Consider the following 11,402-nt stretch of genomic DNA (forward strand, 5'->3'; position numbering starts at 1 on the left):
ACCCGCTTGACGGCTAGGGCCGTCGGAGACCCTTGTAATGCCTGATCACGATGTACGCTTGCAACAACTGACTGTCTGGCTCGATGAGCAGCTCAACACTATTTTCCAAAACAACGCCTGGGGCGAAGTGCCAGCAGGCAGCCTGACTGCCGCCAGCAGCGATGCGAGCTTCCGCCGCTACTTCCGCTGGCAGGGCGCAGGCCATAGTTTCGTGATCATGGATGCCCCCCCGCCGCAGGAGAACTGCCGACCGTTCGTCGCCATCGATCACCTGCTGGCCAGTGCCGGCGTGCATGTGCCGGTGATCCATGCCCAGGACCTGGAGCGCGGTTTCCTGCTGCTGGGCGATCTGGGCCACCAGACCTACCTGGACATCATCGATGGCCAGAATGCCGATGGCCTGTTCAGTGATGCCATCGATGCGCTGCTGGCGTTCCAGCGCCTGCCGATGGACGCGCCACTGCCGAGCTACGACGATGCCCTGCTGCGCCGGGAAGTCGAACTGTTCCCCGAGTGGTACGTCGGGCGAGAGCTTGGCCTGGCCTTCAGCGAGGCTCAGAAGGCCGCCTGGCAACGTGTCAGCCAGGCGCTGATCGACAGTGCCCTGGCCCAGCCCAAGGTGCTGGTGCACCGCGACTACATGCCGCGCAACTTGATGCACAGCACGCCAAACCCAGGCGTGCTGGACTTCCAGGACGCGGTCTACGGCCCGGTCACCTACGACATCACCTGCCTGTTCAAGGATGCCTTCCTCAGCTGGCCGCAGGCCCGGGTAGACGGCTGGCTGCGCAATTACTGGCAAAAAGCGCAGGCTGCCGGTATTCCCGTGCAAGCCGATTTCGAGGCATTTCAGCGCGCCAGCGACCTGATGGGGGTGCAGCGTCACCTCAAGGTGATCGGCATCTTCGCCCGCATCTGCCACCGCGATGGCAAGCCGCGCTACCTGGCGGACGTCCCACGTTTCTTCGCCTATATAGATGAAGTGATCGGTCGCCGTCCCGAATTGGCGGAGCTGGGCGAGCTGATTGCCGAACTCAAGGCCGGAGCACAGGCATGAAAGCGATGATCCTGGCAGCGGGCAAGGGCGAGCGCATGCGCCCCTTGACCCTGCACACGCCCAAGCCACTGGTGCCGGTAGCAGGCCAGCCGCTGATCGAGTACCACTTGCGCGCCCTGGCGGCAGCCGGTGTTACCGAGGTGGTGATCAACCATGCCTGGCTGGGCCAGCAGATCGAGGACCACCTGGGTGATGGCAGCCGTTTCGGCCTGAGCATCCGCTATTCGCCCGAAGGCGAACCGCTGGAAACCGGCGGCGGGATCTTCAAGGCACTGCCGTTGCTGGGCGAGGCGCCGTTCCTGCTGGTCAATGGTGACGTCTGGACCGACTACGACTTCACCCGCCTGCAGGCGCCGCTTGCGGGCCTGGCGCACCTGGTGCTGGTAGACAACCCAGGGCACCACGACCGTGGCGACTTCCGCCTGGCCGGCACGCAAGTGCTGGATGGCGATGAAGCGCCGGGTACCTTGACCTTCAGTGGCCTCTCGGTGCTTGACCCCGCGTTGTTCGAGGGTTGCCAGCCGGGGGCTTTCAAGCTGGCGCCTTTGCTGCGCCAGGCCATGGCGGATGGCAAGGTCACAGGCGAGCACTACCGTGGCCATTGGGTCGATGTCGGCACGCTGGAGCGCCTGGCCCAGGCCGAGCGCCTGATCGGCGAGCGCGCCTGAGATGTGGTGGCCAAGCACGGTGATTGGTGCCGGCGCCGGTTTTGCCGTCGCCAGCATCCCCGGTGCCTTGCTCGGCGCTCTGCTCGGGCAGGCCATGGACCGGCGCCTGCGGGTGCGTGGCTGGGAGGACATGCGCGAGCGCCTGGGCGGGCGCCCGGCCCTGCGCGACGAGGAGTTGCTGTTCGTGCTGCTCGGCAGGTTGGCCAAATGCGATGGGCGGGTGGCCGAGCAGCATATCCAGCAGGCGCGCCAAGAAATGGTACGCCTGGACCTGGCTGAGGCGGCCCGGCTGCGGGCCATTGCCGCGTTCAACCGTGGCAAGGCCGGCAAGGACCGGCTGGCCGGCCATCTGCGCCGTATCCGCCAGCAGCCGCATGCAGCAGAAGGGACCTTGCGTGCCTGTTGGCGCATGGTCTGGGCCGACGGCAAGGTTGGCAGCAAAGAGCGCGAGATGCTGTTGGACTGGGGGCAGAAGCTGGGTTTGAGCCGGCGCCAGGTGCAAGCCATGTCGCTGGAGTACGAGCCGCGCAAGGCAGGGCTGGACGGTGGCACCATGACCTATGCGGCGGCCTTGCGACTGTTGGCGGTCGAGGCTGATACCGAGGGCGACAAGGTCAAGCAGGCCTATCGCCGGCTGATCAGCCGGCATCACCCGGACAAGCTGGCGGGCAGCGGCGCTACGGAAGCCCAGGTGCGCGAGGCGACCGAACGGACCCGTGAGTTGCATCAGGCGTATGGGCTGATTCGCAAGCGGCGGGGGTTGTAGTCAACAGCCGAGGGCCGCACTACGGCCCCCGGCAGCTTGTAATCAGTCTTGCGGGTTCAGCCACCCGCGCACCCGGCGGAACAATTGCTCCTGTTCAGCGGCCTTGTTGCCAGGCATGGCAATCAGCGACAACTGCCGGTACTGGCTGTCCTTCTGCCGCTTGCTGGCCTGCAGGCGCAATGCTGCAGCACGGCGATCACCGGTGCGGGTGGCGTAATACAGGTCGGCGGTCGGCACCTTGAGGGTGGGGGCCAGGCTTTCCAGGTCATGTTCCACCCGTGCCGGCGTCTGCGCGGCGACCATCACCAGTTTCTGCACCTGTGCGGGTTGCTTCTCGCTCAGGTAGCGGGCCGCCCAATACGCGCCACTGCCATGGCCGATCAGCACGATGCTGCGCGCGTCATGCTGTTGCGCGTAGGCCACCGCAGCGTCGAGGCGGGCGAAGATGCGTTCGGCATCGGCAGGGTCGTTCTGCTCGCTGGCCTGCTCGGCGTCGGTGCTTTCTGCGGCATCGGCATCGGCGGCTGTCGCCTGGGCGACGTTGGCGTTGGCATCGGTCGGGGTGTCCTTGGCTGGCGCACTTTCGCCGTTGTCGTTGGCCGGCGCCTCGGTGGGCTTGGCTTCAACCCGCGCCTGCGGGCTGTCGGCGAGCAGGTCGGGCAAACTTACGCTCAGGCTGTGCCAGCCGACGTCGGGGAACTTGCGCCGCAGCGGGCCGACAGCGTTCGGCCAGTCGGCCGTCTCACCGGCACCGGGCACGATGATCACCGCACCTTGCGGGTCGTTGCTGTTGGCCGGTTTCCACAGTGCCAGAAAGCGCTCGGCGCCTGCCTGCAGGGTTTGCTGCTCGGCCTTGGGCACCAGGCGCTCCAGGGCCTGGGCGTCTTCCTGGCTGCGTTCCAGCAGGGGTGGCCGGGTGGCCTCGACGGGCGCGGCTTCGGTGGCGGTGGAAGGTTTTTCAGCGTCGGCGGCCATGGCGCCGAGCGGAAGGATCGAGGCTAGGCAGCACAGTGCCAGCGTCGTGCGATAAAGTTTGGACATGCGTCAACCCAAGGCCAGAATGATACCGGCAGCCTAATAGTATTTGCCCGTGACGGCCATGCTGCATGGCCGCCCTTGCCAAGACGAGCGTGTAGATGAAGCGAATGCGTCGCCTGTTGGTTATCGGCTGCTTGTGGCTACCCTTGATCGCGCTGGCAAGGCCCGAGGCAGTGCCGAGCGTGGCCCTTGAACCCGCGCAGCAGCAGTGGCTGGAGGCGCATCGCAGCCTGCGGGTCGGCCTGGTGTTGCAGGCGCCGTATGCGCAGTTCGACCGCCGTCTGCAGCAACTTTATGGGGCCAATGTCGAGCTGGTGGACGCGTTGGCCCAGGCGCTGAGGCTGGACCTGACCTGGCGCAACTTCGCCGATCAGGCCAGCCTCGAACACGCCTTGCAGGCCGGCGAAATCGACTTCGCCCCCGGCCTTACCCAGACCCCGGCGAGCCTGCGGCTATGGCTGTTCAGCGACCCGTACATGCGCGTGCCGCAACTGGTGGTCGGCCCGCGCACGGGCGCCATGGCGGTGGAGCTGGAAAAGCTCGAACCCGACCAGCGCGTCGCCGTGCGCATGCCCAGCCCGTTGGCGGATTACCTGCGTAGCAACTACGGCAACCTCAACCTGCAAGGCGTGCCCAACGAGCGCGAGGCGCTGCAGTTGATCGTGGGTGGCCAGGCCAGCTACGCGGTGCTCGATGAAGCGCAGCTCAGCCGGCTGTCGCGCGAGAGCGAGTTCGGCGAGCTGGCGGTGGTCGGCGATATCGGCTTGCCGCAACTGCTGCGGGTGGGCTCGCGGCGTGACTGGCCACTGTTGGCCGACGTGCTCGAACGGAGCTTGCAGGCCATCCCGGCCAAGGCGCTGGAGCAACTTCACCAGCGCTGGCTGCAACCCAAGTACCCACGTTTAAGTGAGTCGGCCGGCTTTTGGCAGAACCTCGCCTTGCTGTTCGGCCTGTTGCTGCTGTGCGCGCTGGCCACGTTGACCTGGCAGCGCCGGCAACAGCGCCAGCTGGAACGCAGCCTGCTGGCAACGCGCGAGAACCTGGCCGAACGCCAGGTACGTGAAGAGGCGCTGCGCCTGAGCCAGTTCGCCATCGACCAGAGCACCGTGGGTATCCTGTGGGTCAACTGGGACAGCCATGTGCGTTACGCCAACCATGCCGCAGAGCGCATGCTGGGCTATGGGCAAGGTGAGTTGCTGGAGCGCCCGCTGATCGACTTCGAGCCCAACCTGAACATGGACCGCTGGCTGGAACTATGGCGGGGCGCGCGAGCGGGCGGCGGCGGTGTGGGGCAGTTCGAGACCCGCTGCCTGCGCGCGGACCGCAGCTTGCTGCCGGTGGAGCTGTCGTTGAGTTTTCTGCGCTTTCGCGACGCCGAGTACCTGGTGGTGTATATCGCCGATGTCACCGACCGCCACCGCGCGCTGGCCGCGCTGCGCGAAAGCGAAGCGCGGCTCAAGGGCATCGCTGGCAACGTGCCGGGGCTGGTGTTTCGGCTGGAGCGTGACCCGGCCGAGGGCGACCTGGAGTTCCCCTACATCAGCGAAGGCAGCGAGGCATTGGTCGGTTATGCACCCGCCGAAATCCAGCACCCGCAGATGGGCCTGCGCAATCTGGTGCACCCCGAAGACCGCAGCGACTATCACCGGGTGCAGGACCTGGCCCTGGCCAGCAACCAGGACTGGTCATGGCAGGGGCGCATCCTGACGCGCCAGGGTGAACAGCGTTGGGCCGACATCAAGGCCAGTACCCGGCGCCTGGCCGATGGCCGGGTGGTGTGGGACGGTATCGTCTGGGACATTACCCAGGGCAAGCGGGCAGAGCTGGCGCTGGCGCGCTCGCAGGAGCAGCTGCGCGAGTTGTCGGCGCACCTGGAAAGCGTGCGCGAGGAAGAAAAGGCCCGCATCGCCCGTGAGGTGCACGATGAGCTGGGGCAGATGCTGACCGTGCTCAAGCTTGAGGTGTCGATGTGTGAACTGGCCTTTGCCGAACTCGACCCAGGGCTGAACGAGCGCTTGTCGAGCATGAAGCGCCTGATCGGCCAGCTGTTCCAGCTGGTGCGCGACGTGGCCACGGCACTGCGCCCGCCGATTCTCGATGCCGGCATCGCCTCGGCCATCGAATGGCAGGCGCGGCGTTTCGAGGCGCGTACACAAATCCCCTGCCTGGTGCAGGTACCGGATAATCTGCCAGCATTGAGTGATGCCAAGGCCATCGGGCTGTTTCGTATCCTGCAGGAGGCGCTGACCAACGTCATGCGCCACGCGCAGGCGCACAGCGTGGAGATCGAACTGGTGCGTGAGCATGGGCAACTGCGTATGACCGTCAGCGACGACGGCAGCGGTTTTTGCCGCGACCAGACCCGGCCCACCTCGTTCGGCCTGGTGGGCGTGCGCGAACGGGTGCTGATGCTGGGGGGCAGCATGACGCTGGACAGTGAACCGGGCGAGGGCACCAGCCTGAGCGTGGCCATTCCGTTGGAGTAGGAGACCGATCGTGATTCGAGTGCTGGTGGCAGAAGACCACACCATTGTCCGTGAAGGCATCAAGCAATTGATTGGCCTGGCCAAGGACATGCAGGTGGCGGGCGAGGCCGGCAACGGCGAGCAGTTGCTCGAAGCCTTGCGTCATACCCCCTGTGAAGTGGTGTTGCTGGATATATCGATGCCGGGCGTCAACGGCCTGGAGGCCATCCCGCGCATCCGCGCCCTGAACGACGCCCCTGCGATCCTGATGCTGTCGATGCACGACGAGGCGCAGATGGCGGCGCGGGCGCTGAAGGCTGGCGCCGCCGGTTATGCCACCAAGGACAGTGACCCCGCCTTGCTGTTGACCGCCATTCGCCGGGTTGCCGGGGGCGGGCGCTACATCGACCCGGCATTGGCCGACCGCATGGTCTTCGAGGTCGGCCTGACCGAGTCCAGGCCCTTGCATACCCTGCTCTCGGAGCGTGAGTTCTCGGTATTCGAGCGCCTGGCCCAAGGCGCTAACGTCAATGACATCGCCCAGCAACTGGCGCTGTCGAGCAAGACCATCAGCACCCACAAGGCGCGGCTGATGCAGAAGCTCAAGGTCAACTCGCTGGCGGAACTGGTGAAGTACGCCATGGAGCACAAGCTGGTCTGAGTGTTCTGGTTGCGACATGGCCTGACGGTTGGCAATGAGCGAGTACTGTGGGAGCGGGCTTGCCCCGCGAAAGGGCCGGCAAGCTCAACCTCATTGCCCGGGGTGGCGCATTCGCGGGGCAAGCCCGCTCCCACAAGGTGAAGTGGTGTGCCTGGGGTCTATTCCAATTCCGCCATCCTTGTAGGGCAATCCCTACAACGAATCTTCCATATGGATGATGGCATTCTCTCAGCACCCCCGATTTTCGGGCACTTGCGTCTTGTCTAGTCTTTGCCTACGCAGTCATCCAACAAGAAGGTGCAGGCATGAGCGAGGCGAATTCGAACGCTGCAACCAGCGAAACGCTGGTCAGCTTCCGTGGTGTGCAGAAGAGCTACGACGGCGAGTCGCTGATCGTCAAAAACCTCAACCTGGACATCCGCAAGGGCGAGTTCCTCACCTTGCTCGGCCCGTCCGGCTCGGGCAAGACCACCAGCCTGATGATGCTGGCCGGTTTCGAAACCCCCACCGCTGGCGAAATCCAGCTGGCCGGGCGCTCGATCAACAACGTACCGCCGCACAAGCGTGACATCGGCATGGTGTTCCAGAACTACGCGCTGTTCCCGCACATGACCGTGGCCGAGAACCTGGCCTTTCCGCTGAGCGTGCGCAACCTCAGCAAGACCGACATCAGCGAGCGGGTGAAGCGTGTGCTGAGCATGGTCCAGCTCGACGCCTTCGCCAAGCGCTACCCCGGCCAGTTGTCGGGCGGCCAGCAGCAGCGGGTGGCCCTGGCCCGTGCCCTGGTGTTCGAGCCGCAACTGGTGCTGATGGACGAACCGCTGGGCGCGCTCGACAAGCAACTGCGCGAACACATGCAGATGGAGATCAAGCATATCCATCAGCGCCTGGGTGTGACCGTGGTCTACGTGACCCACGACCAGGGCGAGGCGCTGACCATGTCTGACCGGGTGGCGGTGTTCCACCAGGGCGAAATTCAGCAGATCGCCGACCCTCGCACCCTCTATGAACAGCCGTGCAACACCTTCGTGGCCAATTTCATCGGCGAGAACAACCGCATCAACGGCACCTTGCTGGCCAGCGATGGCCACCGTTGCCAGGTGCAGCTGGCGCGGGGCGAGCGGGTCGAAGCGCTGGCGGTGAATGTCGGCCAGGCCGGCGAGCCGGTGACCTTGTCGATCCGCCCGGAACGTGTGCGCCTCAATGGCCACAGTGAAAGCTGCGTCAACCGCTTTTCTGGCCGTGTGGCCGAGTTCATCTACCTGGGCGACCACGTGCGGGTGCGCCTGGAAGTCTGCGGCAAGGCCGACTTCTTCGTGAAGCAGCCGATCGCCGAGCTCGACCCGGCCTTGGCCGTGGGCGATGTGGTACCGCTGGGCTGGGAGGTGGAGCACGCCCGCGCGCTCGATCCGATTGCCGAAGCCCATTGATGGATTGCTTCACCAACCCTGTACTGTGGAGAGAATAATAATGCGCAAGCAGTTGAAACTGACCGCCCTGGCCCTGGGGCTGTTCGCCGCTGGCCAGGCCATGGCGGCCGACCTGACCGTGATCTCTTTCGGCGGCGCCAACAAGGCCGCCCAGACCAAAGCGTTCTACGAGCCGTGGGAGAAGGCGGGTAACGGCAAGATCGTCGCCGGCGAGTACAACGGCGAAATGGCCAAGGTCAAGGCCATGGTCGACACCAAGAGTGTGTCCTGGAACCTGGTGGAAGTAGAGTCGCCAGAACTGTCGCGCGGTTGCGACGAGGGCATGTTCGAAGAGCTCGACCCGGCGTTGTTCGGTGATCAAGCCGACTACGTCCCCGGCGCCATCCAGCCCTGCGGCGTAGGCTTCTTCGTCTGGTCCACGGTAATGGCCTACAACGCCGACAAGCTCAAGACTGCGCCTACCAGCTGGGCCGACTTCTGGGATACCAAGCAGTTCCCGGGCAAGCGTGGCCTGCGCAAGGGCGCCAAGTACACCCTGGAATTCGCCTTGATGGCCGACGGCGTTGCGCCCAAGGACGTGTACACGGTGCTGGCTACCAAAGAAGGCCAGGACCGTGCCTTCAAGAAGCTCGACGAACTCAAGCCAAGCATTCAGTGGTGGGAAGCCGGTGCCCAGCCGCCTCAGTTCCTGGCCTCGGGTGACGTGGTCATGAGCTCGGCCTACAACGGCCGGATCGCCGCCGTGCAGAAAGAGAGCAACCTCAAGGTGGTGTGGAACGGCGGCATCTACGACTTCGATGCCTGGGCCATTCCAAAAGGCGCCAAGAACGCCGAAGAGGCGAAGAAATTCATCGCCTACAGCGTCAAGCCCGAGCAACAGAAAATCTACTCCGAGAACATCGCCTACGGCCCGGCCAACGCCAAGGCCGTCAGCCTGCTGTCGGACGAGGTGAAGAAAGACATGCCGACCACGCCTGAGAACATCGCCAACCAGGTGCAGATCGACGTGGCCTTCTGGGCCGACAACAGCGAGCAGCTCGAGCAACGCTTCAACGCCTGGGCGGCGAAGAAGTAAAGCGCCTCGTCGGAGCGCCAGGGCTTGCACTGGCGCTTCCCGTTTACCTGTTTTGCGGAGTTCGCCATGGCCATTGCAGTGCCCCTCAACGAAGGCGCAGGTCCTAGTCTCAAGCAGCGCCTCAAGCACGCCGAGCGGGTCAACCGCTGGAAGGCGCAGGCGTTGATCGCGCCGCTGGCGCTGTTCCTTCTGCTGGTGTTTCTGGTGCCGATCGCAGCGCTGTTGTACAAGAGCGTCGGCAACCCAGAGGTGGTCGCCGGCCTGCCGCGTACCGTCGAAGCGGTGTCCCAGTGGGACGGCAAGAGTTTGCCCGGCGAAGACGTGTACAAGGCACTGAGCCAGGACCTGGCCGAGTCGCGCAAGAACCAGACCCTGGGCGACCTCTCCAAGCGGTTGAACATGGAGCTGGCCGGCTACCGTAGCCTGTTGACCAAGACCGCCCGGGCGCTGCCGTTCAAGGCTGAACCGGCCTCCTATAAAGAAGCGTTGCAGACCCTCGATGAGCGCTGGGGTGACCCGGCCTACTGGCAGGCGATCCGCCGCAACACCAGCACGGTCACCTCGTTCTACCTGCTGGCATCGCTCGACCACCGTATCGATGACCTCGGCGAGCTGGCCAAGGCCACGCCCGACCAGGCTATCTACCTGGATATCTTTGCCCGCACCCTGTGGATGGGTGTGGTGATTACCGCCATCTGCCTGGTGCTGGCCTACCCGCTGGCCTACCTGTTGGCCAACCTGCCGGCCCGGCAGAGCAACCTGCTGATGATTCTGGTGCTGCTGCCCTTCTGGACCTCGATCCTGGTGCGGGTGGCCGCGTGGATCGTGCTGCTGCAGTCGGGCGGCTTGATCAACAGTGCGCTGATGGCTATTGGCATTATCGATCAACCGCTGGAACTGGTGTTCAACCGCACCGGCGTGTACATCTCCATGGTGCACATCCTGCTGCCATTCATGATCTTGCCGCTGTACAGCGTGATGAAGGGCATTTCGCCCAGCTACATGCGCGCGGCCATCTCGCTGGGTTGCCATCCGTTCGCCAGCTTCTGGCGGGTGTACTTCCCGCAGACCTACGCCGGGGTTGGCGCGGGTTGCCTGCTGGTGTTCATCCTGGCCATCGGCTACTACATCACCCCGGCATTGCTGGGCAGCCCGAACGACCAGATGGTCAGCTACTTCGTGGCGTTCTATACCAACACCAGCATCAACTGGGGCATGGCGACCGCGCTGGGTGGGTTGTTGCTGCTGGCGACCGTGTTGCTGTACCTGATCTATAGCTGGCTGGTCGGCGCCAGCCGCCTGCGCCTGAGCTGAGGAGCCTTGTCATGCTGAGCCCATACATGTCACCCGTGGAGCGGGTCTGGTTCTACAGCCTGCGCATTCTTTGCGGCCTGATTCTGCTGTTCCTGATATTGCCGGTGTTGGTGATCGTGCCGTTGTCGTTCAACAGTGGCAGTTTCCTGGTATACCCGCTGCAGGGCTTTTCGCTGCAGTGGTACCAGGACTTCTTCGGCTCTGCCGAGTGGATGCGGGCGTTGAAGAACAGCATCATCGTCGCCCCGGCGGCCACGGTGCTGGCCATGGTGTTTGGTACGTTGGCGGCGATCGGCCTGACTCGGGGCGATTTCCCGGGCAAGTCGCTGGTGATGGCGCTGGTCATCTCGCCGATGGTGGTGCCGGTGGTGATCATTGGTGTGGCCAGTTACCTGTTTTTCGCCCCGCTGGGGCTGGGCAACAGTTTTACCTCGCTGATTCTGGTGCATGCGGTACTGGGTGTGCCGTTCGTCATCATCACCGTGTCGGCGACGTTGCAGGGCTTCAACTACAACCTGGTGCGCGCCGCAGCCAGCCTGGGTGCCTCGCCGCTGCTGGCGTTCCGCCGGGTGACCCTGCCGTTGATCGCGCCGGGGGTGATCTCGGGGGCGCTGTTTGCCTTCGCGACGTCGTTCGATGAGGTGGTGGTGACGTTGTTCCTTGCAGGGCCGGAGCAGGCAACCCTGCCACGGCAGATGTTCAGTGGTATTCGCGAAAACCTGAGCCCGACGATTGCGGCGGCGGCGACCTTGCTGATCGCGTTTTCGGTGGTGCTGCTGCTGACCCTGGAGTGGCTGCGTGGGCGTAGCGAGAAGCTGAGGACCCAGCAGCCGGGCTGATCCCTGTATTGCTTGTACCGGCCTTGTGGATGCGGGCTTGCCCCGCGCAGAGGCCGGTCCAGGCTGGAGCACCTCGTCGACACGGATTG

General features: G+C 64.6%; 10 protein-coding genes. 9 read left to right on the top strand and 1 reads right to left on the bottom strand.

Annotated elements, in window-relative coordinates; genetic code table 11:
* Nucleotides 1–37: 37 nt before the first annotated feature.
* From CKW22_RS26295 to CKW22_RS26305, 3 genes are read left to right on the top strand one after another with little or no spacing between them, the layout of a single operon-like run.
* Nucleotides 38–1,057 carry an aminoglycoside phosphotransferase family protein gene (locus CKW22_RS26295; RefSeq protein ID WP_033703045.1) on the top strand — a complete coding sequence of 340 codons (1,020 nt, stop codon included), beginning with the start codon at nucleotides 38–40 and terminating at the stop codon, nucleotides 1,055–1,057.
* On the top strand, nucleotides 1,054–1,725 hold the full coding sequence (gene murU / locus CKW22_RS26300) for an N-acetylmuramate alpha-1-phosphate uridylyltransferase MurU (protein ID WP_033703044.1): 672 nt from the start codon (nucleotides 1,054–1,056) through the stop codon (nucleotides 1,723–1,725). Before CKW22_RS26295 ends, murU begins: the two co-directional genes overlap by 4 nt.
* A gap of 1 nt (nucleotide 1,726) precedes the next feature.
* Nucleotides 1,727–2,491 carry a TerB family tellurite resistance protein gene (locus CKW22_RS26305; protein WP_033703043.1) on the top strand — a complete coding sequence of 255 codons (765 nt, stop codon included), beginning with the start codon at nucleotides 1,727–1,729 and terminating at the stop codon, nucleotides 2,489–2,491.
* A 42-nt stretch (nucleotides 2,492–2,533) separates the two neighbouring features.
* Here CKW22_RS26305 and CKW22_RS26310 read toward each other — a convergent pair whose 3' ends face one another.
* Nucleotides 2,534–3,532, bottom strand: coding sequence for an alpha/beta hydrolase family protein (locus CKW22_RS26310; protein WP_095065573.1), 999 nt, complete (start codon nucleotides 3,530–3,532; stop codon nucleotides 2,534–2,536).
* Between the two features lie 95 nt (nucleotides 3,533–3,627).
* Here CKW22_RS26310 and CKW22_RS26315 point away from each other — a divergent pair, with 95 nt between their 5' ends.
* The 6 genes from CKW22_RS26315 to CKW22_RS26340 all read left to right on the top strand — a co-directional run bounded on the left by CKW22_RS26315 (nucleotide 3,628) and on the right by CKW22_RS26340 (nucleotide 11,313).
* Complete coding sequence (locus tag CKW22_RS26315) at nucleotides 3,628–6,015, top strand: PAS domain S-box protein (RefSeq protein ID WP_095065575.1); 2,388 nt, start codon at nucleotides 3,628–3,630, stop codon at nucleotides 6,013–6,015.
* A gap of 7 nt (nucleotides 6,016–6,022) precedes the next feature.
* Entirely contained in the window at nucleotides 6,023–6,655 is a 633-nt protein-coding gene (locus CKW22_RS26320) for a response regulator transcription factor (RefSeq protein WP_177326514.1), read from the top strand.
* 305 nt (nucleotides 6,656–6,960) lie between these two features.
* Nucleotides 6,961–8,085: an ABC transporter ATP-binding protein gene (locus CKW22_RS26325; RefSeq protein ID WP_033703038.1), complete on the top strand. Its 1,125-nt coding sequence runs from the start codon at nucleotides 6,961–6,963 to the stop codon at nucleotides 8,083–8,085.
* Nucleotides 8,086–8,125: 40 nt separating this feature from the next.
* A complete protein-coding gene (locus tag CKW22_RS26330) occupies nucleotides 8,126–9,160 on the top strand; it encodes an ABC transporter substrate-binding protein (RefSeq protein WP_033703037.1) in 1,035 nt (344 codons plus the stop codon).
* A 66-nt stretch (nucleotides 9,161–9,226) separates the two neighbouring features.
* Complete coding sequence (locus tag CKW22_RS26335) at nucleotides 9,227–10,474, top strand: ABC transporter permease (protein WP_033703036.1); 1,248 nt, start codon at nucleotides 9,227–9,229, stop codon at nucleotides 10,472–10,474.
* Nucleotides 10,475–10,485: 11 nt separating this feature from the next.
* Nucleotides 10,486–11,313 (top strand): ABC transporter permease, encoded by an 828-nt coding sequence (locus tag CKW22_RS26340; RefSeq protein ID WP_033703035.1) that lies wholly within the window; start codon nucleotides 10,486–10,488, stop codon nucleotides 11,311–11,313.
* The last annotated feature ends 89 nt before the right edge of the window (nucleotides 11,314–11,402 follow it).

Source organism: Pseudomonas sp. Irchel s3f19 (assembly GCF_900187555.1).
GTDB lineage: Bacteria > Pseudomonadota > Gammaproteobacteria > Pseudomonadales > Pseudomonadaceae > Aquipseudomonas > Aquipseudomonas capeferrum.

Bases quoted from the DNA above. Each gene is read 5' to 3' on its own strand.
- CKW22_RS26295 (WP_033703045.1), top strand. From the start codon at position 38: ATGCCTGATCACGATGTACGCTTGCAACAACTGACTGTCTGGCTCGAT.
- murU (WP_033703044.1), top strand. From the start codon at position 1,054: ATGAAAGCGATGATCCTGGCAGCGGGCAAGGGCGAGCGCATGCGCCCC.
- CKW22_RS26305 (WP_033703043.1), top strand. From the start codon at position 1,727: ATGTGGTGGCCAAGCACGGTGATTGGTGCCGGCGCCGGTTTTGCCGTC.
- CKW22_RS26310 (WP_095065573.1), bottom strand. From the start codon at position 3,532: ATGTCCAAACTTTATCGCACGACGCTGGCACTGTGCTGCCTAGCCTCG.
- CKW22_RS26315 (WP_095065575.1), top strand. From the start codon at position 3,628: ATGAAGCGAATGCGTCGCCTGTTGGTTATCGGCTGCTTGTGGCTACCC.
- CKW22_RS26325 (WP_033703038.1), top strand. From the start codon at position 6,961: ATGAGCGAGGCGAATTCGAACGCTGCAACCAGCGAAACGCTGGTCAGC.
- CKW22_RS26330 (WP_033703037.1), top strand. From the start codon at position 8,126: ATGCGCAAGCAGTTGAAACTGACCGCCCTGGCCCTGGGGCTGTTCGCC.
- CKW22_RS26335 (WP_033703036.1), top strand. From the start codon at position 9,227: ATGGCCATTGCAGTGCCCCTCAACGAAGGCGCAGGTCCTAGTCTCAAG.
- CKW22_RS26340 (WP_033703035.1), top strand. From the start codon at position 10,486: ATGCTGAGCCCATACATGTCACCCGTGGAGCGGGTCTGGTTCTACAGC.